The sequence below is a fragment of the Promicromonospora sp. Populi genome, assembly GCF_041081105.1.
In the GTDB taxonomy this organism is placed as follows: domain Bacteria; phylum Actinomycetota; class Actinomycetes; order Actinomycetales; family Cellulomonadaceae; genus Promicromonospora.
The window spans coordinates 5,014,856-5,041,673 of sequence record NZ_CP163528.1 but is presented as its reverse complement, the minus strand read 5'-3'; the positions used below and the strand labels follow the sequence as shown (position 1 = coordinate 5,041,673).

The 26,818-nt window shown below is 70.3% G+C and carries 25 protein-coding genes and 3 tRNA genes; 15 read left to right on the top strand and 13 right to left on the bottom strand.

The features are described 5' to 3' along the window. Nucleotides 1–255 precede the first annotated feature (255 nt). Nucleotides 256–1,647, top strand: coding sequence for an OFA family MFS transporter (locus tag AB1046_RS22885; RefSeq protein ID WP_369375825.1), 1,392 nt, complete (start codon nt 256–258; stop codon nt 1,645–1,647). A gap of 2 nt (nt 1,648–1,649) precedes the next feature. Beyond that, entirely contained in the window at nt 1,650–1,784 is a 135-nt protein-coding gene (locus AB1046_RS22880; protein ID WP_369371573.1) for a hypothetical protein, read from the top strand. 17 nt (nt 1,785–1,801) lie between these two features. Here AB1046_RS22880 and fdhD read toward each other — a convergent pair whose 3' ends face one another. Next, nucleotides 1,802–2,719 carry a formate dehydrogenase accessory sulfurtransferase FdhD gene (fdhD, locus tag AB1046_RS22875; protein WP_369371572.1) on the bottom strand — a complete coding sequence of 306 codons (918 nt, stop codon included), beginning with the start codon at nt 2,717–2,719 and terminating at the stop codon, nt 1,802–1,804. A 103-nt stretch (nt 2,720–2,822) separates the two neighbouring features. Between fdhD and AB1046_RS22870 the strand changes: the two genes are divergently transcribed. Further along, the gene (locus AB1046_RS22870; RefSeq protein ID WP_369375823.1) at nt 2,823–5,135 is read left to right on the top strand and encodes an FdhF/YdeP family oxidoreductase; all 2,313 of its coding nucleotides are present in this window, start codon (nt 2,823–2,825) and stop codon (nt 5,133–5,135) included. On the opposite strand, the gene AB1046_RS22865 is transcribed toward AB1046_RS22870, so the two are convergent. The 4 genes from AB1046_RS22865 to trmB all read right to left on the bottom strand — a co-directional run bounded on the left by AB1046_RS22865 (nt 5,091) and on the right by trmB (nt 10,461). Next, complete coding sequence (locus AB1046_RS22865) at nt 5,091–7,391, bottom strand: acyltransferase family protein (RefSeq protein WP_369371571.1); 2,301 nt, start codon at nt 7,389–7,391, stop codon at nt 5,091–5,093. The two genes, AB1046_RS22870 and AB1046_RS22865, sit on opposite strands and share 45 nt — an antisense overlap. Before the next feature lie 97 nt (nt 7,392–7,488). Further along, nucleotides 7,489–9,123 (bottom strand): cation acetate symporter, encoded by a 1,635-nt coding sequence (locus tag AB1046_RS22860; protein ID WP_369375821.1) that lies wholly within the window; start codon nt 9,121–9,123, stop codon nt 7,489–7,491. 11 nt (nt 9,124–9,134) lie between these two features. After that, complete coding sequence (locus AB1046_RS22855) at nt 9,135–9,473, bottom strand: DUF485 domain-containing protein (RefSeq protein WP_369371570.1); 339 nt, start codon at nt 9,471–9,473, stop codon at nt 9,135–9,137. Nucleotides 9,474–9,651: 178 nt separating this feature from the next. Continuing rightward, a complete protein-coding gene (gene trmB / locus AB1046_RS22850) occupies nt 9,652–10,461 on the bottom strand; it encodes a tRNA (guanosine(46)-N7)-methyltransferase TrmB (RefSeq protein ID WP_369371569.1) in 810 nt (269 codons plus the stop codon). 134 nt (nt 10,462–10,595) lie between these two features. Here trmB and AB1046_RS22845 point away from each other — a divergent pair, with 134 nt between their 5' ends. From AB1046_RS22845 to AB1046_RS22835, 3 genes are read left to right on the top strand one after another with little or no spacing between them, the layout of a single operon-like run. After that, entirely contained in the window at nt 10,596–10,904 is a 309-nt protein-coding gene (locus AB1046_RS22845) for a CopG family transcriptional regulator (RefSeq protein WP_369371568.1), read from the top strand. Further along, entirely contained in the window at nt 10,901–11,335 is a 435-nt protein-coding gene (locus AB1046_RS22840) for a type II toxin-antitoxin system VapC family toxin (protein WP_369371567.1), read from the top strand. The genes AB1046_RS22845 and AB1046_RS22840 overlap by 4 nt, the downstream gene beginning before the upstream one ends. 11 nt (nt 11,336–11,346) lie before the next feature. Further along, nucleotides 11,347–11,628 carry a hypothetical protein gene (locus AB1046_RS22835; RefSeq protein WP_369371566.1) on the top strand — a complete coding sequence of 94 codons (282 nt, stop codon included), beginning with the start codon at nt 11,347–11,349 and terminating at the stop codon, nt 11,626–11,628. Nucleotides 11,629–11,638: 10 nt separating this feature from the next. Here AB1046_RS22835 and AB1046_RS22830 read toward each other — a convergent pair whose 3' ends face one another. Next, nucleotides 11,639–12,256: a TetR family transcriptional regulator C-terminal domain-containing protein gene (locus tag AB1046_RS22830; protein WP_369371565.1), complete on the bottom strand. Its 618-nt coding sequence runs from the start codon at nt 12,254–12,256 to the stop codon at nt 11,639–11,641. 107 nt (nt 12,257–12,363) lie between these two features. Here AB1046_RS22830 and AB1046_RS22825 point away from each other — a divergent pair, with 107 nt between their 5' ends. The 3 genes from AB1046_RS22825 to AB1046_RS22815 all read left to right on the top strand — a co-directional run bounded on the left by AB1046_RS22825 (nt 12,364) and on the right by AB1046_RS22815 (nt 15,043). Then, entirely contained in the window at nt 12,364–13,362 is a 999-nt protein-coding gene (locus AB1046_RS22825) for an alpha/beta fold hydrolase (RefSeq protein ID WP_369371564.1), read from the top strand. A 188-nt stretch (nt 13,363–13,550) separates the two neighbouring features. After that, nucleotides 13,551–14,108 (top strand): type IV toxin-antitoxin system AbiEi family antitoxin domain-containing protein, encoded by a 558-nt coding sequence (locus AB1046_RS22820; RefSeq protein WP_369371563.1) that lies wholly within the window; start codon nt 13,551–13,553, stop codon nt 14,106–14,108. Further along, complete coding sequence (locus AB1046_RS22815) at nt 14,105–15,043, top strand: nucleotidyl transferase AbiEii/AbiGii toxin family protein (protein ID WP_369371562.1); 939 nt, start codon at nt 14,105–14,107, stop codon at nt 15,041–15,043. The genes AB1046_RS22820 and AB1046_RS22815 overlap by 4 nt, the downstream gene beginning before the upstream one ends. 22 nt (nt 15,044–15,065) lie before the next feature. On the opposite strand, the gene AB1046_RS22810 is transcribed toward AB1046_RS22815, so the two are convergent. The 4 genes from AB1046_RS22810 to AB1046_RS22795 form a co-directional block, all read right to left on the bottom strand. Continuing rightward, nucleotides 15,066–16,268: a HupE/UreJ family protein gene (locus tag AB1046_RS22810; protein WP_369371561.1), complete on the bottom strand. Its 1,203-nt coding sequence runs from the start codon at nt 16,266–16,268 to the stop codon at nt 15,066–15,068. Then, on the bottom strand, nt 16,265–19,810 hold the full coding sequence (locus tag AB1046_RS22805) for a metallophosphoesterase (protein WP_369371560.1): 3,546 nt from the start codon (nt 19,808–19,810) through the stop codon (nt 16,265–16,267). The genes AB1046_RS22810 and AB1046_RS22805 overlap by 4 nt, the downstream gene beginning before the upstream one ends. 196 nt (nt 19,811–20,006) lie before the next feature. Further along, nucleotides 20,007–20,079 (bottom strand) — tRNA-Lys (locus AB1046_RS22800). A gap of 107 nt (nt 20,080–20,186) precedes the next feature. Then, nucleotides 20,187–20,262: transfer RNA gene (locus AB1046_RS22795), tRNA-Lys, on the bottom strand. A gap of 116 nt (nt 20,263–20,378) precedes the next feature. Between AB1046_RS22795 and AB1046_RS22790 the strand changes: the two genes are divergently transcribed. Next, nucleotides 20,379–20,939, top strand: coding sequence for a hypothetical protein (locus tag AB1046_RS22790; protein WP_369371559.1), 561 nt, complete (start codon nt 20,379–20,381; stop codon nt 20,937–20,939). A 5-nt stretch (nt 20,940–20,944) separates the two neighbouring features. Here AB1046_RS22790 and AB1046_RS22785 read toward each other — a convergent pair whose 3' ends face one another. After that, nucleotides 20,945–21,241, bottom strand: a complete 297-nt coding sequence (locus AB1046_RS22785) for a co-chaperone GroES (protein WP_369375819.1) — start codon at nt 21,239–21,241, stop codon at nt 20,945–20,947. 113 nt (nt 21,242–21,354) lie between these two features. Between AB1046_RS22785 and bcp the strand changes: the two genes are divergently transcribed. From bcp to AB1046_RS22770, 3 genes are all read left to right on the top strand, one after another. Beyond that, the gene (gene bcp, locus AB1046_RS22780; protein WP_369371558.1) at nt 21,355–21,834 is read left to right on the top strand and encodes a thioredoxin-dependent thiol peroxidase; all 480 of its coding nucleotides are present in this window, start codon (nt 21,355–21,357) and stop codon (nt 21,832–21,834) included. Between the two features lie 4 nt (nt 21,835–21,838). Further along, nucleotides 21,839–23,050, top strand: coding sequence for an acyl-CoA dehydrogenase family protein (locus AB1046_RS22775; RefSeq protein WP_369371557.1), 1,212 nt, complete (start codon nt 21,839–21,841; stop codon nt 23,048–23,050). 35 nt (nt 23,051–23,085) lie between these two features. Beyond that, nucleotides 23,086–23,167: transfer RNA gene (locus AB1046_RS22770), tRNA-Leu, on the top strand. Between the two features lie 28 nt (nt 23,168–23,195). Here the strand turns inward: AB1046_RS22770 and trxA are convergent. Next, the gene (gene trxA, locus AB1046_RS22765; RefSeq protein WP_369371556.1) at nt 23,196–23,558 is read right to left on the bottom strand and encodes a thioredoxin; all 363 of its coding nucleotides are present in this window, start codon (nt 23,556–23,558) and stop codon (nt 23,196–23,198) included. A 157-nt stretch (nt 23,559–23,715) separates the two neighbouring features. On the opposite strand from trxA, the gene AB1046_RS22760 reads away from it, so the two are divergent. Both AB1046_RS22760 and AB1046_RS22755 read left to right on the top strand, forming a co-directional pair. Then, nucleotides 23,716–24,288, top strand: a complete 573-nt coding sequence (locus AB1046_RS22760) for an NUDIX hydrolase family protein (protein ID WP_369371555.1) — start codon at nt 23,716–23,718, stop codon at nt 24,286–24,288. 128 nt (nt 24,289–24,416) lie between these two features. After that, the gene (locus AB1046_RS22755) at nt 24,417–24,956 is read left to right on the top strand and encodes a hypothetical protein (RefSeq protein ID WP_369371554.1); all 540 of its coding nucleotides are present in this window, start codon (nt 24,417–24,419) and stop codon (nt 24,954–24,956) included. A 130-nt stretch (nt 24,957–25,086) separates the two neighbouring features. Here AB1046_RS22755 and AB1046_RS22750 read toward each other — a convergent pair whose 3' ends face one another. Further along, a complete protein-coding gene (locus AB1046_RS22750; RefSeq protein ID WP_369371553.1) occupies nt 25,087–26,736 on the bottom strand; it encodes an ATP-binding cassette domain-containing protein in 1,650 nt (549 codons plus the stop codon). Nucleotides 26,737–26,818: the final 82 nt, after the last annotated feature.

The window sequence follows — 26,818 nt, the reverse complement described above, 5'->3', positions numbered from 1 at the left end:
TGCCCGTAGCCACTGACATCTGTCGCATCCGACGGCGCGTGTCCGACGGCGGCGGTGATCCCGCTCGAAGCTCACCGCAAGACCAGCCCGGGACACGACACAAACTGACCGGACCCGGTTCGGAAACAGGCGGCGCGCGGCACGCGATCGGTCATTGACCCGGACATTGAGCGTGAGTAGCGTGCGCAGCGAACCGGGGTGAAACCGCATTCCCAGCGGCCGGACCCCTCAAGCACGAGGAGGTGCTCCGTGGCGCTGTCGTTCCTCGACCGCGAGCACACGGTGGCGAAGCCGGGTTACAGCAGGTGGCTCATTCCGCCTGCGGCGCTCGCGATCCATCTATGCATCGGCCAGGCCTATGCCACCAGCGTCTACAAGAGCGCGCTGGTCGCCCACTTCGAGTCCAGCCTGACCGCTATCGGCATCATCTTTTCCATCGCCATCGTCATGCTCGGCCTCTCGGCCGCGGTGATGGGCACCTGGGTGGAGCGGGCCGGGCCGCGCGCCGCAATGTTCGCCTCCGCCTCCTTCTGGGCCTCCGGGTTCCTCGTCGGGGCGCTCGGCATCGCGACGTCGCAGCTCTGGCTGGTCTACCTCGGGTACGGCTTCATCGGCGGCATCGGGCTCGGCATCGGCTACATCTCGCCCGTGTCCACGCTGATCAAGTGGTTCCCGGACCGGCCTGGCCTGGCCACCGGCATGGCGATCATGGGGTTCGGCGGCGGTGCGCTCGTCGCGTCACCCCTGTCGCGCCAGCTCATGTCGTTCTATGACAGCGGCTACGACCCCTCTGACCCCACCTCGGTGGCCACCGGCAGCGCCGTCGCTTCGCTCTTCGTGACCCTCGGCATCGTGTACTTCCTGGTCATGATGCTCGGTGTGTTCACGGTGAAGGTTCCCCCGCCCGGCTGGACGCCCGCGGGCTTCGACGCCAGTGCGGTCGCGGCCAAGCCGATGGTGTCGACCGCGAACGTCTCCGCCGCGAACGCGATCAAGACCCCGCAGTTCTGGTTCCTGTGGACGGTCCTGTTCTGCAACGTGACCGCGGGCATCGGCATCCTGGAGCAGGCCGCGCCGATGATCCAGGACTTCTTCCGGACGGACGGCATCTCCTCGGTCGCGCCGGCGACGGCGGCCGGTTTCGTGGCGTTCCTGTCGCTGTTCAACATGGCCGGCCGGTTCGTCTGGTCCTCCACGTCGGACTACATCGGCCGCAAGCCGACCTACGTCATGTACCTGGGCGTCGGCATGATCCTGTACGTGCTGCTGGCCACCGTGGGGCACACGTCGACGGCGATCTTCGTGCTCGTCGCCGCCGTGATTCTGTCGTTCTACGGCGGTGGCTTCGCGACCATCCCCGCCTACCTGCGCGACATGTTCGGCACGTTCCAGGTGGGTGCAATCCACGGCCGCCTGCTCACCGCGTGGTCGGCGGCGGGCATCGCCGGGCCGCTCATCATCAACGGGTTCCTCGACGCCCAGGGGACGCCGGGCGAGCTCGTCGCCGCGGACTACCGGCCCGCGCTGTTCACCATGGTGGGCGTGCTCGCAGTCGGCTTCGTGGCCAACGCGCTGGTCCGGCCCGTGGCGGCGCGGTTCCACGAGCCGGCGGCGCCGGCGGGCGACCTCGCCGAAGGGAAGGTGTGACCATGACCGAGCAGACGCCGGAACGAACCTCCAACCAGGTCCCGCGGCTGATCGTCACCTGGGCGGTCGTGACCGTGCCGCTGGCCTACGGCCTGTTCCAGACGATTAGGAGCGTCATCCCGCTCTTCACCGGGTGAGCCACGGGCGGACCGGCTCAGCTCAGCCGGTCCGCCCGCGTGTAGACGTTCATCGACTCGCCGCGCACAAAACCCAGCAGGGTCAGACCGCACTCGTCGGCCAGGTCCACGGCGAGCGTAGAGGGCGCCGAGATCGCGGACAGCACCGGGATCCCGGCCTGCGCCGCCTTCTGCACCAGCTCGAACGACGCCCGCCCGCTGACCTGGAGAATCGTCCCAGCAGCGGGCAGTGCGCCGTCGCGCAGCGCCGCACCGATCACCTTGTCGACGGCGTTGTGCCGGCCGACGTCCTCCCGGACGTACAGCGGTTCGCCGTCGGCCCTGAACAAGCCGGCCGCGTGCAGGCCGCCCGTCCGGTCGAAGGCGCGCTGGCGCTCCCGAAGCAGGTCGGGCAGGGCAGAGATCACGTCGGAGGCGACCTCGACCGGGTCGTTCGCGACCGGCCAGCGCAGCCCGGCGCGCACCTCCACGACGGTGTCCGAGCCGCAGACCCCGCATGCGCTCGTCGTGGCGAACGCCCGCGCCCGCGGCGGCTCGACGCCGCGCGCGAGCGCTACCTCGACGGTGTTGTCCTCGTCCGGGCACAGCCGCATCCCTACGATGTCCGACGGCGCGGCCACCGACCCCTCCGAGACGAGCCACCCCGCCACGAGGTCGAAGTCGTCGCCGGGCGTACGCATCGTCACGGTCAGCGTGCTGTCGCCGTCCTCCCCGCCTCCGCCCGACGGGGAGCCCGGGTCCGGCAACGAGCGAGTACCGGACGACAGGCGCGGCCCCAGCAGGGCGGTACCCACCGGGCGGGCCGGCCGGACGAGCCCGCCGGGCCCGACCAGCCGGATCATGAGCGGTTCCTCGACGGCGAGCGTGTCCGGGCGCTCCGCGCGAGCACCCTCGCGGACGCGGACGACCCGCCGTCGGTCGGTGACGACTCCCATGCCGCCAGTCTCGCACCCTGACCACCCACCTGGCCGCAGTCGGCGGCGAACAGACCTCTCCCGAGCAGGCCACATCCGGCGTAGGGTCGCTCCCGTGACCGACGTGAGCGACGAAGCCCGCACCGACGCCCCCGAGCAGAGCCTGCGGATCGGCCCCCCGAAGACCAGAGCCGCGGGTGTGCCCGGCGTCGTCCATGGCCTGGCCCACGTCCTGGACGAGGCGGGCGTCGCCCGGGGCCTGCGCACGCTCCCCCTGCTGAACCAGCACGGGGGCTTCGACTGCCCCGGCTGCGCCTGGCCCGAACCGGGCAAGCCGCACCTCGCGGAGTTCTGCGAGAACGGCGCCAAGGCGGTCGCCGAGGAGTCCACGCGCCAGCGCGCGGATGCGGCGTTCTTCGCCGAGCACTCGATCTCCGAGCTCGCTACCTGGACCGACCACAAGCTGGGCAAGTCCGGGCGACTCACCGAGCCGATGCTGCGCGACGAGGGCAGCGACCACTACCGGCCAGTCTCCTGGGACGAGGCCCTCGACGTGGTCGCGACCGAGCTCCGCGGGCTCGACTCCCCGGACCAGGCGGCGTTCTACACCTCCGGCCGTACCAGCAACGAGGCCGCGTTCGTCTACCAGCTCCTGGCCCGCAAGCTCGGCACGAACAACCTGCCGGACTGCTCGAACATGTGCCACGAGTCGTCCGGCAGCGCACTGATGGAGACGCTGGGCATCGGCAAGGGCAGCGTGTCGCTGGAGGACATCACCGACCACGCCGACCTGATCGTCGTCGTCGGGCAGAATCCCGGGACCAACCACCCCCGCATGCTCACCGCGCTGGAGGAGGCCAAGGACCGCGGCGCGCGGATCGTGGCGATCAACCCCCTGCCCGAGGCCGGGCTGCAGACGTTCAAGAACCCGCAGCGGGTGCGCGGCGTCGTGGGTAAGGGCACAAAGCTCGCCGACCGGTTCCTCCAGGTCCGGCTCGCCGGCGACCTGGCCCTGTTCCAGGCGGTCAACCGCCTCCTGCTGGAGGCCGACGACGACGCCCGCACCGCGGGGCACGCGCCCGTCCTGGACCACGACTTCATCAACCAGCACACCGCCGGCTTCCAGGAGGCCGCGGCCTCCTGGCGCGACCTGTCGTGGGACGACGTCGATGCCGCCACCGGCCTGGACCGGTCCGAGATCGAGAGCTTCGTCGAGGACGTCCTGGCCGCCAAGAGCGTCATCGTCTGCTGGGCGATGGGCCTGACCCAGCACAAGCAGGCGGTGGCGACCATCCGCGAGGTGGTGAGCTTCCTGCTGCTGCGCGGGAACGTCGGCCGGCCGGGCGCGGGCGCGTGCCCGGTGCGCGGGCACAGCAACGTGCAGGGCGACCGCACCATGGGTATCTGGGAGCGGCCGCCCGCGGCGTTCCTGGACGCGCTCGGCACCGAGTTCGGGTTCGAGCCGCCGCGCGCTCATGGGTTCGACGTCGTGGACACCGTGCGTGCCCTGCGAGACGGGCAGCTGCGGGTCTTCATGGCGGTGGGCGGCAACTTCGCCGCGGCCACCCCCGACAGCGCGGTCACGGAGGCCGCGCTGCGCGAGGTCCCGCTCACGGTGCACGTCTCGACGAAGCTGAACCGCTCGCACGTCCTGCCCGGCAAGCGGTCCCTGGTCCTGCCGTGCCTCGGCCGCACCGAGCGGGACCGGACGGCAGGCCGCGAACAGGTGGTCACCGTCGAGGACTCCATGAGCGTGGTGCACACGTCCCGGGGCCGGCTGACCCCGGCGTCGGACCACCTGCGCAGCGAGACCGCGATCCTGTGCGACCTGGCCCGCCGCGCGCTGGGCGCCGAGGACCCCACGCCGTGGGAGGACTTCGCCGCCGACTACGCCCGGGTCCGCGACTCGATCTCGCGGGTGGTGCCGGGCTTCGAGGACTTCGAGCGGCGCGTGGCCGAGCCGGGCGGGTTTGTGCTGCCCCACCCGCCGCGCGACGCCCGCCTGTTCCCGACGCATACCGGCAAAGCCAACTTCACGGTCAACGAGCTCGAGATCGTCCAGGTGCCGCCGGGCCGCCTGCTGCTCCAGACGGTCCGCTCCCACGACCAGTTCAACACCACCGTGTACGGCCTGGACGACCGGTACCGGGGCATCAAGGGCGGGCGGCGCGTCGTGTTCGTCAGCCCCGAGGACCTGACGGAGCTCGGATTCGCCGACGGCGAGACGGTCGACCTGATCAGCGAGTGGTCCGACGGCGACCGCCGTGCGTCCGGGTTCCGGGTCGTCACCTTCCCGACGGCGCGCGGGTGCGCCGCGGCGTACTTCCCGGAGACCAACGTGCTGGTCCCCCTGGACCACACGGCGGAGGGCAGCAACACCCCGGCGTCGAAGTCAGTGGTTATCCGCCTGGAACGCGCGGCCGCCCTCGTCGGCTGAACCGCGGACGAGCCAGGGCGCGCGGTCACCGAGCTGCCCCCGGAGGGCGGGGAGCAGGCTGCGCACGTACGTGCCGGTCAGGTGGTCGTCGTCCCGGTATGCGACGACGTTGCCCACCACCGCCTCGCACCGGGTGTCGGTGCACATCCGGTCGGTGAGGTCCAGGTGCACGGCGGTCTTCGGGACGACGACGGCGGCGTCACCCTGGCCGCCGTCGTCCCCGGACGCGGGCGCGGCGGCGAGCGGGGAGACCTTGGCCATCACCGCGCCCCGGTCTCGCCCGCAGGCCGCGCGGTCGGCCGGGCTGATCGCGCCGTCCGCGCCGCCCGCACCCGCGACGTCGTCGAGACACTCCGGGACGGGACGCGCGAACCGGGGATTGTCGCGGACGGTGACGACCGTGATGCCCCACGCGTCCAGCTCACGCCACGCCGCCGCCTGGCCCGGCAGCACAACCTCGGGGCTGCCGTCCTCATAGGTCCGCGTGCCCTCGACGATCACGACGTCGGGCGGGTCGTCCCGCAGGCGCGCCCGCACGTCCCGGTTCCACTCGCTGCACGCCGCTGACATGGTGGCGCCCTCGGTCTCCGCCGCGTCGCCCAGGGCATACCGGCAGCCGTGCTTGAGCAGCTCCGACAGCTCCCAGCCGTTCTCGGTGGCGAGCGACACGAACGCGTCCTCCCAGGTCTGGATGTGCGAGGCGCCGAGCAGGTACACCCGCGCCGTCGGGTCCTCACCCGAGTGCGTCGGCACCACCGTGCACTCGACCACCGCGGGGTTCGGGACCTGGCGCTGCACGCAGCCGCCGAGCCGTCGCCGGTCGCGCGGAGCGAGGTAGGTGGCGGGGCGCGGGGCAGCGGTGGAGACGGACGCCGGGTCATAGCCCGGTGCAAGGACCGCCGCACCCGGGTGGGCCGACGACGGCGTGGCCAGCAGCGCCACCTCGCGGTCCAGGACGGCGGTGTGGGCCCGCTCCCCCGCCTGCCCCAGGCCGAGCACCGCGAGGCTGGCCGCACCGAGCACACAGAGCGCCGCGACGGCCGGCCGGACGCGCGGGCGGCGCTGCGCGGGTGCGCCGTCGCGCGGAGCAGGCGCCGGCGGGCGGCGCACCCACGCGAGCACGGGGTCGGCGACCCAGCGGGTCGTCGCCCAGCCGAGCACCAGGGAGGCCGCCAGGACCGCCGTCGCACCGAGCGGTCCCACGCGGTCCCGGCCGACCGCCGTCAGCCAGAACACGAGCAGCGGCCAGTGCCACAGGTAGAGGGCGTAGGAGATGTCCGCCAGACGGCGCAGGGCGGGCAGGCCGAGCAGGCGCGCGGGCCCGGTCTGCCCGACGGCGGTGCGCGCGCCGTCGTCGGGCAGAGTGCCGCGTGCGCCCACCGTGCCCAGCAGCACGAGCAGGGCCCCGCCCACCGGGACGAGGGTCAAGGGGCCGGGGAACAGTGCCGCGCCGTCGACCAGCAGACCGCAGGCGACTATCGCGGCCAGGCCGACCCACGCCCCGGCCGCCCGCCACCGGCCGGGCGGGGCGAGCCGGGGCAGGACGATCGCCGCGAGGGCGCCGACGCCCGGCTCCCAGAACCGCGCGAACGTGCTGAAGTAGGCGGTGGGCTGGTCGACCACGGTGAGCCACTGCGCGTAGCCGAACGACGCGAGCGTGGCCGCCGCGGCGACCGCCCCGAGCAGAAGAGTCGTCGTGGGACCGCGTCGGCCTCCGCCGCCGACCGTGCGAACCCAGGTCAGCCGCGCGAGCCCCGCGCACGCGAGCACGACCAGCGGCCACACCGCGAAGAACTGTCCCTGCACCGCGAGCGACCAGAAGTGCTGCAGCGGGCTGGCTCCCGGACCGGCGGCGCCATAGGCGTTCTGTGTGGTGATGAGCTGCCAGTTCTCCCACCAGGTCGCCGAGGCGCCGATCTCCAGCATCAGGTCCGACCAGCGGCCGCGGGGCGCCAGCGTGAACGTGGCGACGCCGATGGCCGCGAGGACGACCAGGGCAGCAGGAGCCAGGCGCGCCAGGGTGCGGCCGTAGTGGTCCGCCAGGTTGAGCTGCCCCGTGCCGACCCGGCGCAGGAGGGACCCCGTGAGCAGGAAGCCCGACAGGACGAGGAAGACGTCGACGCCCCCGGACACCCGCCCGGCGCCGAACAGGTGGAACACCACCACCAGGACCAGGGCCAGCCCGCGTAGGCCATCGATCGCGCCGATGCGCGCCCCGGCAGGGCCGCCCGGCTGGCCGGTGGTGGGTTTGGTCACGCGATGAAGGATCGACCACCAGGCCCACCAACGCAATCAAACCCGAACCCGCCCCCAGCTCGTCGAGCGCCAGGGGCGGGTTCAGATCGTCAGAGCGTCAGTGCGCGGTCGCCTTCTCCGCGCCCGCGCCCGTGAGGGAACGGACCTCCATCTCGGCGTACTTCTCCGGGGCCGAGCGCTCCTTGCTCAGGTACGTGCCGACGATGCCGAGCACAAACGCGAGCGGGATGGTCACGATGCCCGGGTTGTCGAGCGGGAACCAGTGGAAGTCGATGGCCGGGTTGCTGATCATCGACTTGCTGAGCCCGGTGACCGGGTCGGCCGGCTTGCCGGACACGACCGGCGAGAAGATGATCAGGATGATCGTCGAGCCCAGGCCGCCGTAGATGCTCCACAGCGCGCCGGACGTGTTGAACCGCTTCCAGAACAGCGAGTAGATGATCGTCGGCAGGTTCGCCGACGCCGCGACGCAGAACGCCAGCGCCACGAGGAACGCGATGTTCTGCCCGTTGGCGAAGATGCCGCCGATGATCGCGATGATGCCGATCACGACCACCGTCCAGCGGGCCACCCGGACCTCGCCGTCCGCCGCTACCTGCCCCTTCTTGATGATCGAGGCGTAGATGTCGTGCGCGAAGCTCGTCGCTGCCGTGATCGTCAGGCCGGCCACCACGGCGAGGATCGTCGCGAACGCGACCGCCGCGATGATGCCGAGCAGGATCTCGCCGCCCAGCTCGAACGCGAGCAGCGGAGCCGCCGAGTTCTGCCCGCCGGGCGCTGCGAGGATCGTCTCGGGGCCCACGAGCGCCCCGGCGCCGTACCCGAGCACCAGGGTGAACAGGTAGAAGATGCCGATCAGCCAGATCGCGACGACCACGGACTTCCGGGCCTCCTTGGCCGAGGGCACCGTGTAGAAGCGCGTGAGCACGTGCGGCAGGCCAGCGGTGCCGAGCACCAGGGCCAGCGCGAGGGACAGGAAGTCGAGCTGGGACAGTGCCGTTGCCCCGTACTGCAGACCCGGTTCGAGGATCGCCGCGCCGTTGGGGGACTGGTTCACGGCCTCCTGCATGACGGCGGACAGGTTGAAGCCGAAGAGCGCGAGCACCCAGACCGTCATGATGCCGGCGCCGAGGATGAGCAGCGTCGCCTTGATGATCTGCACCCACGTGGTGCCCTTCATGCCGCCCACCAGCACGTACAGGATCATGAGGCCACCCACCACGGCGATGACGACGCCCTGGCCGGCCCGGTCGGTGATGCCGAGCAGCAGCGCGACGAGCCCGCCCGCACCGGCCATCTGGGCCAGCAGGTAGAAGAACACCACCGCGAGCGTGGACAGCGCCGCAGCAAGCCGGATCGGCCGCTGCTTGAGCCGGAACGACAACACGTCCGCCATGGTGAACTTGCCGGTGTTCCGCAGCAGCTCGGCGACGAGCAACAGCGCCACGAGCCAGGCCACGAGGAAGCCGATGGAGTACAGGAAGCCGTCGTACCCGTTGATGGCGATGGCACCCGCGATACCCAGGAAGCTCGCAGCGGACAGGTAGTCGCCCGCGATGGCGACGCCGTTCTGCGTGCCGGTGAAGTTGCGGCCACCCGCGTAGAAGTCCGCGGCGCTCTTGTTCTGCCGGGACACCCGGAAGACGACGATCAGAGTGACGACGACGAACGCCGCGAAGATGCCGATGTTGATCCAGGTGTTGCCGACGTTCGTGACCGGCGCCGCCGCCATAACTGTCCCGTTCACAGCTGGCCCTCCTCGATCTCCTCGCGCAGGGCCTTGGCCCGGGCGTCAAACTTGTTGTTCGCCCACCGCGCGTAGAGCGTGGTGATCACGAACGTGGACACGAACTGCAACAGCCCGAAGATGAGCCCGACGGTGATGGTGCCGCCCACGCGGATGCTCATGAACTCGTGTGCGTACGTGCTCATGAGCGCGTACAGGAGGTACCAGACGAGGAACAGTGCGGTCATCGGGAAGACGAAGTTCCGGAACGCCTTGCGGAGGCTCTGGAACTCGTCCGATCTCTCAACACGCTGGTAATCGGTTTCGACAGGCCCTGAAGCCCCTACGTCACTCATGACGCCTCCATTGGCTCATGGGGGCGCGCGCTCTGCTCGCGGCCCAGTGCGCACTTCGCACCGGCCCAATGTGCCGCACTTCACATGCCGGAGGCAAACAGATCACACGGTGGGTTTACGGCATTTACCAACTCGTTATATCCAGATGGATAGACATCCATCCCGGGAAACGGGCAGGTCAGCGCCGCGTGTACTCCAGATCGGTGATCGCACGCCCGGCCTGGTGTGCCTTGCGCTCGAACCCCGTGAGCACACGCCGCTCGAACCGGGGTGCCGGGGTGCCCGGCCCGTGCGGATTGGCGAGGTCCTCGTTCGGTTCCAGGACCTCGAACATCTGCTCGGCGTACTCGGCCCAGTCGGTGGCGAGGCGCAGCCTCCCGCCGGGTCGCAGCACACGTGCCGCGAGCACGGCGAACTCGGCGGTAACGAGGCGGCGCTTGTGATGGCGCGCCTTGTGCCACGGGTCCGGGAAGAAGACCCAGAGCTCGTCCACGCTGCCCGCCGCCAGGGTGGTCTCCAGGAGCTCCGCCGCGTTAGCCTGCACGAGCCGCAGGTTCGGCAGCCCGTCATGCCCCAGGGCTGCGCCGGCCCGTTCGGCGCGCGCGATCGTGTGCGTGATGCCGGGCTGGTAGACCTCGACGGCGAGATAGTTACGGCCGGGATCGGTGCTCGCGGCGTCGACGACGGCGTCGCCCAGCCCCGATCCGACCTCCACGACCAGCGGCGCCTTGCGGCCGAACGCCGCCGCCGTGTCCAGCACGAACTCCGGGGCCACGGAGGTGCGTGCGACCGCCCGCGGCACGTCGATCAGGTAGACGTCGTGGCGCTGGTCCCAGATCCGCTTCTGCCTGTCGGTCAGGCGACCGGACCGCCGCACGAACGACACCGGCTTGGTCCGGAACCCGGCAAGCTCGGGCCGGTCGGGGGCGTCGGGTCGGTCGGTATCGGGCAGACGCTCGGCATCCGACTGAGGAGGGGGCTGACTCACACCGAAGAGAGTACGAGGTGGTGGCCGACCGTTGCGTATCCGCAAGGATTCCGGACTCGCCTCGCACGCCCGCACGGACGCGCGGCAGGCTGAGGCCAGACGCCCGGACCACCAGTCGAAGCCAGGAGCCTCGCATGCTCGCCATCGCGCCCAGCACCGATCCGTCCATCGACGTATGGCAGGAATACCATATAGAGATGGCTCTCAAGCGGACCACCGTCTACCTCGACGAGAACGACCTTCGCGACCTCAAGATCGCCGCTGCCCGACGTGGGGTTAGCGAGGCTGAAATCATTCGCGAGGGAGTTCGCCACGCCATCCTGCGCAACCGGGTATGGGACGAGCCCGTCAACTTCCCTCGCGTGTCGAGCGGCGACCCGACGTTCGCCTCGCGAACCGACGAGATTCTCAGGTCCATGACCCTGGAGCCGGACACGGAATGATTGTCGTAGCCGACACCTCCGGCATCATCGCCTCGATCGACACGGATGCCCCAGAACACGAAGGCGCGCGACAGGTGATCGACCACGCGAGCACCATCCTCATCCCACCCGTCGTGCTGGCCGAGCTCGACCATCTCACCACGCAGCGATTCGGCCGCGGAGCTGCTGGCAGCCTGATGGACGAGATCGTCCGACAGGCGAAGTCCAGACGATTCATCATCACTCCGCTGGGCGCAGAAGTACTGCATGCGGCACGTGCCGTACAGACCCAGTACGAGGACCTCCGCCTCGACCTCACGGACGCAGTCGTCACGGTCGTCGCGCGCGACAACTACACGAACGCGGTGCTGACGCTCGACCGGCGAGGCTTCCGGACCATCCGCCCGCTCACCGAGGACAAAGCGTTCCGCATCCTCCCGGACGACATCTGATCGGAAGATCCATGACCGACCGCGGCTCCTGTTCGCGGGCCGAGCTCGACGGGCGGCGGATAGTCGTCGACCTGTCCGACGCCGATCTCGCGCAGCTCACCGCGACCGCGGCCCGGCGCGGGGTCGACGGCTCGATGCTTGTCCTCGGCTGGATCCGGGGCGGACTGCTCAGCAACAGCGCCTGGGACGGGCCGGGCGACAGGGCCGACCGGATCGCGCGAGACGTGGCCGTCGCGCGGAGGTCCGAGGATCTTTTCCGGGACCTGCTCAGCGACCCGGACCCCGCGGACTGAGGCCGAGCGCTCACACCCGGTCGACGTCGGCCCCGAGCGTGGCCAGGGCTTCGGCCGGCTCCAGGTCACCGACCAGGACGCGTAGGGTCAGACCGTCGGCCAGTGCGAGCAGCCGCCGGGCAAGCTCCAGGGCAGCGTCGTCGCTGCCGTCCGTGGCACCGCCGCCCGTAGCATCACCACCGTGCGCGACGTCGCCACCGCCGCGCACGGCACGGACGAGCCGGGCGCACTCGTCCTCCGCCCCCCGGCGCGCCTCGGCCAGCACCTGGCGGACGGCGGTGTGGTTGATCGACTTCGCCACGTAGGCGTACCAGACGCTGACGCCGATGCGCCCGGCGTCGTCCTGCGGGATCTGCTGGCTGACGACGTGCAGCAACCGGGCGCGCGGGTCGGCGTCTGCGGTCTTCTCCAGGTAGTCGTCGTACGCGGTGTCGATGAGTGCCGTGCAGCCGGCCAGCACCAGCGCGTCCTTGGTGCCGAAGTAGTGCTGGATCCGGCCCATCGAGACCCCCGCCGCGGCGGCCACGTGCCGCAGGCTGACGCCCTCGATCCCGTGCTCCGCGATCACGAGCCAGAGCGCGAAGACGATCTCGGCGCGGCGTGCTTCGTGGTCGACGATCTTGGGCATGCACCGAGTTTAGCAATACGTTCGCATCGCAACCTGTTACGATGCGATCGCATTGCTAAACGTCACCCGGTCGCAGGCCGGGCCATCGGACCCCGAGAGGAACTCCCATGAGCACGAACCCCACCGGCAAGCGCCGCCGCTGGCCGATCGTCCTGCTGGCCGCAGTGGCAGTGGTGTCCACCAGCGGCCTGATCCTGCTCATCGCGGCCAGCAGCCCCGGCGTGGGCCACTTCCGCTCCCTGGATGGCCGCCAGGGCTACGAGGACGCCTACACCGCAGCGATGGCGGGGCTGCCCGAGCCCACCGAGACGCACGACATCCAGACCAGCTTCGGCACCGTTCGGGCCTATGCCTGGGTGAACGCCGAGAATCCCGACGCCACACCGGTGGTGCTGCTGCCCGGCCGGGCAGCAGCCGTCCCGATGTGGGGCGAGAACCTGCCCGACTACATCCAGCACCGCACGGTGTACGCGTTCGACACGCTCGGCGACACCGGGATGTCGGTCCAGACGGTCTCGATGACCAGCATCGCGGACGCCGCCCGTTGGGTGGACGAGGCGATGGCCGGCCTGGAGATCGACCGGGCCCACCTGGTGGGGCACTCGCAGGGCGGCGGGGTGGCAGCCGCGGTCGCGGTGCGCTACCCGGAGCGCCTGGCCAGCCTCACGATGCTGGAGCCGGTGATGACAGTGGGCATGATGCCACTGTCGGTCATCCTGAACTCGATCCCCGTTTCGCTGCCGTTCCTGCCGGAGTCGTGGCGCGAGGCCGCGCTGAACCGGATCGGCGGCGTCGAGGCCGAGGAGGTGGACCCCGACGACCCGCTGGCGCGGCTGATCCGGTACGGCTCCGGGGAGTACGACGCGTCGTCCATCCCTAGCCCCACTCCCCTGAGCGACGACGAGCTGAGGGGCCTGCAGATGCCCGTGTACGTGGCGATCGCCAGCGACTCCTCGCTGGCGGGCGGTGAGGCCGGGGCCGAGAAGGCGCAGCTGATCCCGGACGTCCAGGTCAAGATCTGGCCGAACACGACGCACTCGCTGCCCATGCAGGTAGCCCCGGCCCTGGACGCGGAGCTGGAGACCTTCTGGACGGCGCACCCTTAGCCGGGCCCCATCACCCCTCGTTGCCTATACGCAACAATTCACATCGTCAGGAGCGAAGAGCTAGATCCTGCGACACGATGATCGTCATGTCAGTTCAAAGCCAGTCGGCACCATCGCACACCAGCGCCCGGCCCTGCCAAAATACTAACGGAAGCGTTAGTATTTTGGCAGGAAGGTGGTGGTGGCTCATGCGCACATCGGCACAGGAGACACTCTGGGGCGTAGCGCTCAACCAGCATGGCTTCGTCACCCTGGCCGACGCTCGCCGCCTCGGCATCAACGACGCCGCCGTCACAATGCTCGCCCGGAGGCGGAAGATCGAACGGGTGGCCACTGGGGTCTACCGCTTTCCGGGCTATCCGGCCACGTCCAACGCTCCGTACATGCAAGCCGTGCTCTGGGCCGGCGATCCCCGAGCATGCCTGAGCCACGACACTGCCCTCGCTGCTTACGAGGTCAGCGACATCAACCCCGACCATGTGCACCTCACCGTTCCGCGCGCCCGCCGAATTCGCCGCTCCGGGGGCGACCTGTACAAGGTCCACCATGAGGATCTCGCCGACAGCGAGATGGGGTGGTGGGACGAGATCCCGACAGTCACACTCGCGGCTGCCATCCGGCAGTGCATCGACGGCGGTGTCCCGACCTATCTGCTCCGGCAGGCATTGGACCGTGGGGTCAAGTCCGGACATCTGCGGAACGTCGACCAGGAGAAGCTCGCCAAGCGGCTGGAGGAGCGCGCGTGAGCGCTCAGGACCCAATCGCACTGATCGGCTCTCTGCCGAACCGCGACAAGGAACCGACCAACGCACGTGTCCTGGACTCCTGGATCGCTGCAGCCCAGGACAAGGTCAACCTGGACAGCGGGCGCCTTGGCTGGCTTGTTGCATCCACCGTGGTTGTCGCGGCACTGCAACGCGCCGTCAGCTCAACCGACAAACCAATGTTTCTCCTGAAGGGCGGAACATACCTCCAGCACCGCCTCGGCCGATCGGCCAGGCCGACGAAGGATGTCGATGGGTTGATCAGCGGTGACATCGACGACTTCGTCCACCACCTCGACGCCGTTCTCGCCGAGCCCTGGGGACCCCTCACCCTGGAACGCGGCCCGATCGAGACCATCGAGACTCCGACGCGGGTCACGAAGCCCCGCCGCTTCGACGTCCGACTGAGTCTCCGCGGCAAGATCTGGCGGAAGGTCCAGGTCGAGATCGCGCCGGACGAGGGTTCGGCTGCCTCAGAGAACGACGTGCTCACGGCACCACCGCTCAACCACTTCGGCCTGCCATCACCTGACCGCCTGCTGGGGATCGCGCTCCGCTACCAGGTCGCACAGAAACTGCATGCCTGCACAGACCCTCACGATCCGCCGATGACGAGAAATGATCGCGCCCGCGACATCGTCGACCTGCTCGCATTGCGCGACCTCGCAGAGGTCGAAGGCGCCGTTACGCTCCGCGACCTGCGCGATGCGTGCACAGACGCGTTAAGTGCGCGAGGAACCGATGCACGGGCCCTCGGCCGCGTTGCCCGTCAGTGGCCGTGCACGGTGGTGGCGTACACGCACTGGGGACCCGACTTCCTCGCAGCGGCCGCGGCCGTCGGACGTCCCGATCTGACGATCGACGTGGCCGTGTCCGAGGTCAACTCCTGGATCGTGGCAATCGATACAGCCGGGTGAGGCGGACAACGGGAACTGGGTGTTACGCCCCCGCCAGCCGCTCCACCACCCAGAAGAGCGCCACACCGACGATCCCAGCGGTCGCCGTCCCGAGCACCCAGCGGGCGGCCCGCGGGGCTCGTGCCCGCAGCAGAACAAGCAGCGGGAACACCACAGCGATGATGCCGAGCTGCACCGCCTCGATGCCCACGTTGAACGAGAGCAGCGACCACAGCAGGGCCCACGACCACGCGGCGTCGATGCCCAACGCCCCAGCGAACCCGACGCCGTGCACCAGGCCGAAGACGAACACCACGGGCAGCCGCCAGCGGTCCCAGACCGTGAGTTCGTCCCGGGTCCCTGCGGACGCCCGGTCGCGCCAGATCAGCACCAGGTCTACCGCAGCCACCACCGCTATCGACGCCGCGATGACCGGCTCGACCACTATCGCGGGCACGGACACCACCCCGAGCGACGCGAGCAGGAACGTCACGGAGTGCGCAACGGTGAACGCAGTGGCGGTCCAGACGACGTCGCGCAGCCGGCGCGCGCCGATCAGCAGCGCCAGCAGGAACAGAACGTGGTCCAGCCCGAACAGCAGGTGCTCCCCGCCCAGCACGAAGAACTCCCCGACCTGCTTGAGCAGGCGGTTCTCCCCCGTGATCAGGGTCGGCGACGCCGCGGTGAGCACCGCCGAGCCGTCCTCCTCGTCGAGCGTGTACCGGACGATCGTCTCGGTCGAGTGCACGAACGACTCGGCGTCCGGGAACAGTGCGCTGGAGACCTCGTGCACGCCCTCCGGCTCACCGTCGCAGGCGAAGGAGTACGTGAGGGAGGCGTACGGCCGCTCCCCGCGCTGCACGACGTCAGCCGCGCCGAGCGTCGGCGCGCACGGCTCGCCGTCGTAGGTGACCACGAAGCGGTCGGTCACGTACTCGTCTACGGCCCGCTCGTGCTTGTCGAGCTGCGCGAGCTGGTCTGCCTGCCCGGTCGCCTCGTAGGCCTCGGCCCGCAGCCAGGCGGACTTCATGAGCAGGTCGTACTCGAGGTCGAGGACGGCGGTCACGTCCGCCGTCGTCCCGTCCTCCCCCGCGGCGACACCGCCGTCCGACGTCGCCGGAGTCACCTCCGCGTAGACGTCGCTCGTGGCGTCATGGGCCGCGGCCGGGCCCGCGAGCAACATCCCGGCGGGGCTGCTCACCACCGCGAGCAGCCCCGCCAGGACGACGGTGTGCCGAAGCCTCAACTGCGCCCCGTGGTGAAGTAGGCCGGCGACGCCGTCGCCGTGCCGCCCCCGGAGGTGCGGGCCGTGACGAACCACGCGTACGTGCGACCCGGCTTGAGGCCGCTCCACCGGACCGAGGCGACCTCGCCGGAGGAAACGGTGTACCGGCCGATCTCACGCACCGGGTCGTAGAGCACCACGGAGTCCGTGCTGAACGAGGTGGTGCGGGAGGTCAGGTCGACCGGCAGCACCATGTTGTCCTCCAGCCCGTTGTACCGGTGCTCGGTGTCGTACTCCGTGGCCCCGAACTCGCCCAGCAGCGGCGAGTAGGTGTCGACGGAGACCTCGCCGCGATCGACGTCGAACTGCAGCATCCGGAAGAACGACGCGCCGAACTGGAGCCGGTCGGTGGGGTTGTACCCACCGATCTGCGTGAGCCCGAGCTGGTCCGCGGACACCGTGTAGAACTGGTAGTCGGCGAGCAGCTCGACCACGCCGCCGCCGATGTCCCCGACCACGGGCGGCCGCACGTTGGTGCCCACGCCGTGCCGGTGCCCGGCCAGCACCAGGAACACGTTCGGGTTGTCCTTGACGAGCAGGTTGTACAGCAGCGGCCCGTCGGACCCGCCGAAGTTGGCCCCGCGCCCGTCGGGCGACGAGGACGGCTCCAGGTAGTCGTGCGTGAGCAGGATCCCGTTGCGGTCGGAGTACCGGTCGAAGATCGACGCCGCCCACTCGGCCTCGTCGCGCGTCACGCCGTAGGACAGGCCCACCACCACGAAGTCCAGGCCGCCCGCCGAGAACAGGTCGTAGTGGTTCTCGTTCGAGCCCTCGGTCATGCTGCCGCCGTAGGACGCGTCCGCCCAGTCCTCGGACAGTGCCTCGTACCGGTCGGGGCCGAAGTACTGGTTGTACAGCTCCGGGTTGGTGCCGGACTGGTTGTCGTGGTTGCCCGCGACGACGCCGTTCGGGATGCCCGCGGCGTCGATGCGGCCCTGCGCTCCGGAGGCGAACTCCAGCTCGCCGCGGACCTGCTCCTCGAGCTCCGGCGGAACCACCCGGGTGTTGTTCTCGATGATGTCGCCGGTGTGCGCCACGTACGCGATCTTGCGCTCCTCGGCGTTGTCCACGATCCAGTCCATGACGCCGGTGTAGCCGCTGGCCCAGACGGCGCGCTCCTCGGCCGTCTCCTGCTCGACGGCACCCTCGGACAGGTACTGCGTGTCCGTGTAGTGCACCATCGAGAAGTCGTAGCCGTCGGGGTCGGCGAAGCCGTTCGGGTCCCCCGGGTCGATGTCGTCGGCGAAGGGGTCCTCGCCGGTGACCATGGCGTGCACCTCGCCGCGGTCCACGTAGTCCCTGGTGACGGTGCCTTCCAGGACGGTATCGCCCCCGACGGCGCCGCGCGCCGAGGCGACGACGTCCCAGGTGTCCGTCTCGGGGTTCCAGGCCCGCAGGCTGACCAGGCGGGCCGGGTCGGCGGTGCCCTCCCAGCGCAGCACCGGCGCCTCGACCCGGCCGCGGACCGGCACGTCGAACCGCTGGTAGGTCACGTCGCTCGCCGCGGGCGAGTCCACGGACCGCCCGTCGCCCGGCTCCAGCGCCCCGGTGCTCAGCTTCTTCTCGCCCCGCACGCTCAGCGTGGTCGGGACCTGCGCCGACTTGCCCTGCCACGCCTGGTTCGGCGTGAGGATCTCTGCGCTGGAGAAGCTCGCGGTGACGCGGCCGCCGTCGGGCTCGCTCACCGTCGCCTTCAGCGTCGCGGTGCGTCCGACACCCGAGGTGCCCGACGCCGGTGCGACGTCCGCCGGCACGTCCGGGATCCCGGCACTGACGAAGCCGATCTCGTGGTCGACCTCGTTGCCGAGCCCGTCCGTCGCGGAGACCACGAGGGTGTGCGCGCCGGCGGAGAGGCCGGGACCGACCGGGTCGCCCACCGCGATCGCCGCGCCGTCGAGCGTGATGTCCGGGCCCTGCACCACGCCGGAGGCGTCGTCCACGGCGACCGCGAGGGGCACGGCCGAGGTGAGCCGGTCGCCGTCGGCGGGAGTGGCGGAGACGAGTGCCGGGCCGGAGTTGTCCGTGAACAGGGCGCGCGTGGCGGTCTCGCCGGTGGTGGAGGTCGCCGCGAGGTTGTGCTCGCCGTCGGGCAGGGCGGTCGTGTCGACGTCGGCACGCAGGCCGCGCGCGGGAGCGTCCACCTGGAAGGTCAGCGTGACCTCGCGCAGCGCGGTGCCGCTGGAGCCGCAGGTCCCGTCGCCCATGGCGTAGGAGGGCCGCAGCCCGACGCCGGTCGCCGTGCCCGCCGTGGGCGTCAGCGCGAGGTTCGAGATGGTGAAGTCGTCGCGGTTGCAGTCGCCCGGGAACGTGCCGGTGACCACCTTGACGGTGTTCTCGCCGGGGCGCAGCCACTCGTTCGGGAGCACGATGCTGGCGCGCTGGCTCACGTAGGAGCCGCCCACCGGCGTCTCGATCCCGTTCACCACCAGCAGGTTCGCGGCGTTGGCGTCGATCGAGTTCGAGCCGACGTTGAAGGAGAACGCCGCGTCGCCGGTGCCGAGCGTCGCCGTGGCCTCGACCGCGTCGCCGTCGACCGTGAGCTCGGTGGTGGCGCCGTCGCCGTCCGCCGGGCGGGCGCCCGTGACGGTGACCGTGCCGTTGGCCAGCGTCCCGTCCGTCGGAGTCAGGCGCGGCGCGCCGGTCGGCGCGTTGTTCACGCGGACCGTGTGTGTGGTCGTGTCGCCCCCGGCCGTGCGGGCCTCGATCGTGTGGCTGCCGTTGGCCAACGTCGTGGTGTCAAGATCGGCGCTCAGGCCGGTGGTGCCCTGCGGGTCGCCCTGCACGAAGAACGACAGTTCAGCGCGCAGCAGCAGGCTGGTGTTGGTGCCGCAGCTCCCGTCGCCGAACGAGTAGGTGTACTCGTTCTCCTCGCCGTCGGCGATCTCGCCCAGCGGTTCGAGCGTGAAGTTCGACAGCACGAAGTCGTCGTAGTTGACGCCGCAGTCGGTGTTGATGGTGCCCACGACTACCTCGACGGTGTTCTCGCCGGTCACGAGGTAGGCGTTTGGGACCTCCAGCTCGACGCGCTTGCTCACGGCGTCGGGCAGGTAGATCGGCTCCGAGCCGTTGATCAACACGTAGTTCTGGTAGCGCGCCTCGGTCGAGTTCGTGGCGACGTCGTAGCCGAGGATCGAGGTACCGAGCGTCTCGGTGGCGCCGGGTACGTCGGCGCCGTCTGCGGTAAGGCTCTCGACGCTGTCGCCAGGCGCGACGGGCTCGGCCGCGACGGGAACGGTCCCCTCAAGGAATTCGCCGTCGTCGGGAGTGAGGATCGGGTTGCCCGACGCCGGCGCCTCCGGCGCATGCGCGGCCGACGCCGCAGTCCCGCTCGCCGGGGTCTCCGCGGCGGCGGTGTCCGCGGCAGCGGTGTCCGGGAGTGCGGCCGCCGACGACGTCGCGGCCCACCCCGTCATGGCGAGCGTGGCCGCCGTGACCGCCGCGACAAGGCCGAGCTGCTGCCGCCTCCGCAGGCTCGTTCGCTGAATCCTGGTGACTGGCCGCATGGCCGTCCTCCCTGTGCTCCGTGGGGTGGACGGCTCCGAGCACGCCCGCAGATCAACCTGGACCTGTCGGATGAACGGCGCGGGAGCGGCAGGCGACAACCGGACAAATTGTCTGGGACCTGGCTGAGAGTCCTGACACGGGAGCCCGGCGGGAATTGCGAAGGCCCCCACCGTGGTGGGGGCCTTCGCCGTGTTGTGCGCCATCATGGACTCGAACCATGAACCCGCTGATTAAGAGTCAGCTGCTCTGCCAATTGAGCTAATGGCGCCTGCGACGGAAAGATTACCAGGGCTTGGCCCCTCTGGCGCACCGCTTTCTCCGCCCTCGCGACAGGCCCTCGCCAGCGCCCACAGAGGGGCTGCTGGACCGTCACGTTGGTGCGCCATCTAGGACTTGAACCTAGAACCCGCTGATTAAGAGTCAGCTGCTCTGCCAATTGAGCTAATGGCGCGCAACGGGAAGAAACACTACCAGGACCTGCGGCGTCACCGGTAACCGAACGAGCCGCCCGGGCCTGTGAACTGCACGACAGCGGGCTACCGCGGACCGCCGCTACGCTCCGGCAACATGACCGTCACCGGTACCAGCGCGGGCGCCCCGCTCGAGGGCGCGGCAGAGTCCGAGCAGGCCGTCCTCATGCGGCGCGTGCGCGCCTGGCTGATCGTCTTCATCATCGGCCTCGTGCTGAGCGGAGTCACGGCGTTCCCGTTGACGACGGAGGTCCGCTGGGGCCATGAGCTCCTTGTCGCGTGGGGCGTGGACGCCTGGCTGCCAAGCCTCGTCGACTGGTTCGCCCGCGTCCGGGAAGGCCTGGAGACCACCGCGCGCGACTACCCGTTCATCGCGTACGGCACGGACTGGCTCGCGTTCGCGCACCTCGTCATCGCCGTCGCGTTCTGGGGTCCGTTGCGCGACCCGGTCCGCAACATCTGGATCATCGACTTCGGGCTGATCGCCTGCGCGGGGATCATCCCGCTGGCCCTGATCGCCGGGCCGATCCGGGACATCCCGTGGGGCTGGAGCCTCATCGACATGTCGTTCGGCGTCTTCGGTGCGATCCCGCTGCTCATCGTGCGCCGCATGATCAAGCGCCTGGAGCTGCTGCAGACCGACGTCCGGCCCGCCTGACTGACCTACAGGTACAAGCCCGTCGAGCCGTCCGCCTCGTCGCTCTGGGCCACGCCGTGCACGTCACGCTCCCGCAGGAGCACATAGTCGGTGCCGGCCAGGTCCACCTCGGCGCGCTCCTCGGGGTCGTACAGAACCCGGTCGCCGACGTCGACCTGGCGCACGTGCTCACCCTTGGCCACGACCTTTGCCCACGCGAGCCGCTTGGGCCCGACGGCGGTCGCGGGGATCACCAGGCCGCCCGTCGAGTGCCGCTCCGCGGAGTCCGTCTCGGGCTCGACCAGGAGTCGGTCATGCAGCATGCGGATCGGGAGGGTGCCGGGCTCGGTCGCGGCGTCTGAAACAGCGGGAGTGCTCACACGACAACGCTACGCGACCGCGGAGGGAGGCCGGGAAAAGGGTTAACGTTGCGGGCATGACCACTCGTCTGGAACCCGGGGACAAGGCCCCCGACTTCACCCTCCCGACCGCCGACGGCGCCACCGTCCGCCTCGCCGACCTGGCGAAGAGCACGGACAAGGGTGTCATCGTGTACTTCTACCCGGCCGCCGCGACACCGGGCTGCACCAAGGAGGCGTGCGACTTCCGCGACTCGGAGGCGTCCCTGCTGGGCGCGGGCTACGCCGTCGTGGGCATCTCCCCCGACAAGGTCGCGAAGCTGGCCAAGTTCGCCGAGGCCGAGACGCTCACCTTCCCGCTCGCGTCCGACGAGGACCACGCGACCCTGGAGGCGTACGGCGCCTGGGGCGAGAAGCAGAACTACGGCAAGACCTACACCGGCGTGATCCGCTCCACAGTGGTGGTGAACCCGGACCTGACCGTCGCCGAGTCGTTCTACAACGTGAAGGCGACCGGCCACGTGGCCAGAATCCGCAAGGTCCTCGGGCTTGACTGAGCGGATGACCTCCCCCGCCGACCTGCTCGACATCGACACCGAGTTCAGCGACGCCGAGCTGGCCACGCGGGACCGCGTGCGCGAGTTCGTGGACCGTCGAGTCCGGCCGAACATCGCCCGCTGGTTCGCCGACGCGTACTTCCCGCGCGAGCTCGTCCCCGAGCTGGGCGAGCTCGGCGTGCTCGGCATGCACCTGGACGGTTACGGCTGCGCGGGCCGATCCGCCGTCGAGTACGGGCTCGCGGCGCAGGAGCTGGAGGCCGGCGACTCCGGCATCCGCACGTTCGTCTCCGTGCAGGGCTCGCTGGCGATGTCGGCGATCCACAAGCACGGCTCCGAGGCCCAGAAGCAGCAGTGGCTGCCTCGCATGGCGACGGGCGAGCTGGTGGGCTGTTTCGGGCTCACCGAGCCCGGCGCGGGCTCCGACCCGGCGAGCATGACCACCCGCGCCCGCTTCGAGGCGGGCAGCGAGGGCGGCGACACGGGCGGGGAGTGGGTCCTAGACGGCGCCAAGCGGTGGATCGGCATGGCCTCCTTCGCGGACGTCGCGATCATCTGGGCCAAGGTGGCCGAGCGGCAGGCCGACGGCGGCGTGCGCGACCGGGTGCGTGGGTTCGTCGTGCCGACGTCGACCCCGGGCTTTACCGCGGTGCCCATCGAGCCGAAGCTGTCCATGCGCGCCTCCGTGCAGTGCGACATCACCCTGGCGGGCGTGCGCCTGCCCGCGGACGCCCTGCTGCCCGAGCACCCCGGCCTGGCGGGGCCGTTCGCGTGCCTCGACGAGGCGCGCTACGGGATCGTGTGGGGCACGGTCGGTGCGGCGCGGGACGCGTTCGAGGACGCCCTGGCCTATGCAAAGGAGCGCGAGCAGTTCGGCACGCCGATCGCGGGCTTCCAGCTCACGCAGGCCAAGCTCGTCGACATGGCGCTGGAGATCACCAAGGCGCAGCTCATGGCGCTGCGCCTCGGCCGGCTCAAGGACGCCGGACGGCTGGAGGGACACATGATCTCGGCCGGCAAGCTGAACAACGCCCGCATCGCCATCAACATCTGCCGCGAGGCGCGCACCGTGCTGGGCGGCAACGGCATCACCCTGGACCACTCGCCGATGCGGCACGCCAGCAACCTGGAGTCGGTACGCACCTACGAGGGCACCGACGAGGTGCACACGCTGGTGCTGGGCCGGCACATCACCGGGCTCGCCGCATTTCGCTGAACAGGTCGCTCACCTGCCCGTAGACTGTGCGGCGCGCGCGAGTGGCGTAATTGGCAGCCGCGCCAGGTTTAGGTCCTGGTGTCTTCGGACGTGCGGGTTCGAGTCCCGCCTCGCGCACTCGCTGTGCCGTGCCGGCCCCGCCGCGTCAGCTCTCCTGAGCGGCCAGGTCCTTGCGGACCACGTCCATGTCGAGGCCGCGTACAGCCTCCACCACCTCGGCGAGGGCCTTCGCGGGCAGGGCGCCGGCCTGGCGGAACACCAGCACGCCGTCGCGGAACGCCATGAGCGTGGGGATCGACGTCACCTGCGCGGCGGTCGAGATGCCGGGGTTCGCGTCGGTGTCGATCTTCGCGTGCACGATGTCCTCGTTCGTGTCCGACGACGCCTCAAAGATGGGTCCGAACATCTTGCACGGCGGGCACCAGGTGGCCCAGAAGTCCACGAGGACTATCCCGTTGTCGCTGACGGTCTGCTGGAACGTCGCGTCGCTGATCTCGACGGTGGCCATGTCACGCTTCCTCTCGTTGAACGTCTCCCTCGTGCAGCACAGTTCTGCTCTCGGCTATTCCAGGAATTGTCCCTCCGTGAGCCGTTCAACACCCCCGTAGCCGTCCGACGGCGCGCGGGGTCCGGCGTGGCGCGGCCCGAACTGGTAGAACGGACCCGTGACGGACACTGCCGACTACCCCCAGGACGATTTCTACCGAGACCCCCCTTCGCAGGTCTCCGGGTGGATGACCGACGAGGACCTCGCGGTCGTGCGAGCGCAGCTCCCGCTCGTCTACGTCGATGCCATCCCGGTCCGGGTCGACGACTCGGGTGACGTGGTCGCCGTCGGCCTGCTGCTGAGGGTGAACACACAAGGCGCGATGACCCGGGCCCTGGTCTCCGGGCGGGTCATGTACCACGAGCGGGTCCGGGACGCGCTGCTGCGGCACATCGAGAAGGACCTCGGGCCGGTCGCGCTGCCGCAGGTCCCGCCGTCGCCGCAGCCGTTCACCGTCGCCGAGTACTTCCCGACGCCGGGCATCACCGCGTTCCACGACCCGCGCCAGCACGCGGTCTCGCTCGCGTACGTGGTGCCCGTCACGGGCGACTGCCGCCCCCAGCAGAACGCGCTGGACCTCGCCTGGCTCACGCCGGAGGAGGCGTGCGCCGACGACGTCCAGACCGAGATGATGAACGGCCAGGGCATGCTGATCAAGCAGGCAATGGCCCACGTGGGCCGCCTGCCGTAGCCCCGACCGCGCCACCGACGAGCACTCCTCCAGGAGTGCACATAGCCTGATCCTTGATACCTGAAGATGTCGGTTCCCGTTGCGTATACGCAACAGCCCGCCACCCAGACCATCAAGGAGAAGTTCGATTGAGCGGGCATGTGTTCGTGGACGAGACCAAAGCGCGCGACTACCTGCTGGTCGCCGTTGCCATCGATAGTGCGGATCTCAAGGCGGCGCGCTCCACGATCAGGTCGCTGACGATGCCGGGCCAAGCGCGACTGCACATGCATCGTGAGAGCGACTCACGACGACGCAAGATCCTCGCGGCGATCGCCAAGCTCCCGGTCGAGGCAACGATCTTTCGGGCTGGCGGAGCGGACCGACCGCGGCGCAAGGAAGCCGACCGTCGCAAGTCGTGCCTTGAGGAGCTCGTCGCGGGTGCGCTCCGGGACGCACAGACGAGCATCTGCATCGAGCACGATGACAGCATGATCCAGATGGACCGGAGCGTTCTCGTTGCCGTGACCAAGGCCCACCACGCGGAGAACACCCTGCGCTATCGACACGACCGCGCGGCAAGCGAGCCGCTGCTCGCGCTGCCTGATGCAGTCGCTTGGGCGTGGGCGCGGGGCGGCGAGTGGCGGCCGCGTTGCGACGAGCTGGTGACGAAGGTGATCGACACCTGAAATGCGCGAAGCCCGAGCGCACAGCCGTCCGGCTGGCTCTCGGGCTCACTTCCCGCCGCTTAGCGCGACGAGCTGGTACCAGAATAGGCCGCTGTCGCCCAGCGCTGCAATGTGAATCAGCCTCTCACCGTCAGCTCAGGTCCAGGACTGGCCAGTCCTCCAGGTCCGAGCGCATGCGGCGGTCGTGCGTCGCGACGACGACGGCGCACGGCGTGACCTGCAGCGCCCGCGTCAGCTCGTCGACGAGGTCGATCGACAGGTGGTTCGTCGGCTCGTCGAGCAGCAGCAGGTGCGGCGCGTGCAAAAGCGCCCGCGCCAGCTCGAACCGGCGGCGCTGGCCCGCGGACAGCTCGGCGAGCGGCCGGTCCAGGTCGTCCTCGCTGAGCAGGCCCAGCCCCGCGACGGGCACCACGTGGTCGGGGTCCAGCTCACCCGAGGCGAGCAGTCGCAGCGCCTCGTCGGCGTACGTCTCGAACCCGGTCCGCAGGCGCGCCTTGCCCGTGATGGGCGCACTCTCCTGGCCGACGACGCCGATGCGGGCCCCCGGCGCGACCGCCCGGCTCCCCCGGTCCAGCGTGAGGGTCCCGGCGAGCGCCCCGAGCAGCGTCGACTTTCCTGTGCCGTTCGGGCCCACGATCAGCAGCCGGCCCGACGGCGGGATCGCGATCCGCGTGCCGGGCAGGTCCAGGCGGACGCCGTTGTCGGCCCCGATGCCCGATGACGAACCGACACGCGGCGAGCGCACCTCCACCACGGGGTGGGCCGGGTCCCAGCCCGGCGACATAGCCGGGAGGTCCGGGAAGCCCAGCTCCACGGGCGGTTTCGGCACCTCGATGGCCTCCGCCTCGAGCTTCTGGATCAGCCGGTCGGCGGCCTTGACGTGGATCCGGGCGTGCGTGGCGCGGCGGTGTTTCTGCGAGCCCTTGGCCGGACGCCACTCGTCCGACAGCCCCTCGTAGGACTCGTCGAGCCGCTCGGCGAGCGCCGCCGCCCGCTTACGTTCGGCGCGGTAGCGCTGCCGCCAGCGGTGCAGGGCCTGGTTCTTGGCGAACCGGTAGGCCAGGTAGCCGGGCTGCCCGTAGAGCACGGACTTGCCGTCCCAGGAGGGGTCGAGGTCGAGGATGGCGGTGGCGACGTCGTCCAGCAGCTCGCGGTCGTGCGTGACGAGCACTACCCCGCCGCGCCATGCGACGAGCTCACCCGTGAGGTAGTCGATGGCGGAGTCGTCGAGGTGGTTGGTGGGCTCGTCGAGCAGGAGCAGGTCGGAACGCTCCGCCAGGCGGCACGCGAGACGGACCCGGAACCGCTCCCCCACGCTGAGCCGGTCGAGCCGGCGGCCGGGGTCGCGTGGTGCGCCGAGCCGGGTGAGGGCGACCTCGACGCGACGGTCGGCGTCCCAGACAGCGAGGTGCTCGGCGAGCGAGAGGGTGCGTTCGAGCACCGCGAGGTCGCCCGAGCCGTGATCGAACGCGGCGGCCGCCGCCTCCAGCTCCGCTGCGGCGGCCCGCAGGCCGTCGAGCGTCCCGGCGACCAGGTCGCCGATGGTCTGGCCGGGGGTGGGGTGCAGCTCCTGCTCGACGAGGGCGACGCTGCCCTGGCGGCGCACCGCGCCCGACTTCGGCAGCAGGTCGCCCGTCAGGAGGTGCAGCAGGGTGGACTTGCCCGACCCGTTCTCGCCGACAACACCAAGCCGAGTGCCGTCGTTCACGGTGACGCTCACGCCGGCCAGCACGTCCCGCCCCGGGTACGCGAAGGCCAGGTCCTGCGCGACGAGGTGCATCCGCCAAGCCTACGGGGGACGCCGGCTCAGGCCGAACTACGGGGCTCGTGGGCCGACACCGCAGCTGCACATCGCGCGCTTT

What these genes read in the sequence shown, in the direction of transcription:
- AB1046_RS22880 (WP_369371573.1), top strand. Translation starts at nt 1,650, where the DNA reads ATGACCGAGCAGACGCCGGAACGAACCTCCAACCAGGTCCCGCGGCTG.
- fdhD (WP_369371572.1), bottom strand. Translation starts at nt 2,719, where the DNA reads ATGGGAGTCGTCACCGACCGACGGCGGGTCGTCCGCGTCCGCGAGGGT.
- AB1046_RS22860 (WP_369375821.1), bottom strand. Translation starts at nt 9,123, where the DNA reads ATGGCGGCGGCGCCGGTCACGAACGTCGGCAACACCTGGATCAACATC.
- AB1046_RS22855 (WP_369371570.1), bottom strand. Translation starts at nt 9,473, where the DNA reads ATGAGTGACGTAGGGGCTTCAGGGCCTGTCGAAACCGATTACCAGCGT.
- AB1046_RS22845 (WP_369371568.1), top strand. Translation starts at nt 10,596, where the DNA reads ATGCTCGCCATCGCGCCCAGCACCGATCCGTCCATCGACGTATGGCAG.
- AB1046_RS22840 (WP_369371567.1), top strand. Translation starts at nt 10,901, where the DNA reads ATGATTGTCGTAGCCGACACCTCCGGCATCATCGCCTCGATCGACACG.
- AB1046_RS22835 (WP_369371566.1), top strand. Translation starts at nt 11,347, where the DNA reads ATGACCGACCGCGGCTCCTGTTCGCGGGCCGAGCTCGACGGGCGGCGG.
- AB1046_RS22830 (WP_369371565.1), bottom strand. Translation starts at nt 12,256, where the DNA reads ATGCCCAAGATCGTCGACCACGAAGCACGCCGCGCCGAGATCGTCTTC.
- AB1046_RS22825 (WP_369371564.1), top strand. Translation starts at nt 12,364, where the DNA reads ATGAGCACGAACCCCACCGGCAAGCGCCGCCGCTGGCCGATCGTCCTG.
- AB1046_RS22820 (WP_369371563.1), top strand. Translation starts at nt 13,551, where the DNA reads ATGCGCACATCGGCACAGGAGACACTCTGGGGCGTAGCGCTCAACCAG.
- AB1046_RS22805 (WP_369371560.1), bottom strand. Translation starts at nt 19,810, where the DNA reads ATGCGGCCAGTCACCAGGATTCAGCGAACGAGCCTGCGGAGGCGGCAG.
- AB1046_RS22790 (WP_369371559.1), top strand. Translation starts at nt 20,379, where the DNA reads ATGACCGTCACCGGTACCAGCGCGGGCGCCCCGCTCGAGGGCGCGGCA.
- AB1046_RS22785 (WP_369375819.1), bottom strand. Translation starts at nt 21,241, where the DNA reads ATGCTGCATGACCGACTCCTGGTCGAGCCCGAGACGGACTCCGCGGAG.
- bcp (WP_369371558.1), top strand. Translation starts at nt 21,355, where the DNA reads ATGACCACTCGTCTGGAACCCGGGGACAAGGCCCCCGACTTCACCCTC.
- AB1046_RS22775 (WP_369371557.1), top strand. Translation starts at nt 21,839, where the DNA reads ATGACCTCCCCCGCCGACCTGCTCGACATCGACACCGAGTTCAGCGAC.
- trxA (WP_369371556.1), bottom strand. Translation starts at nt 23,558, where the DNA reads ATGGCCACCGTCGAGATCAGCGACGCGACGTTCCAGCAGACCGTCAGC.
- AB1046_RS22750 (WP_369371553.1), bottom strand. Translation starts at nt 26,736, where the DNA reads ATGCACCTCGTCGCGCAGGACCTGGCCTTCGCGTACCCGGGGCGGGAC.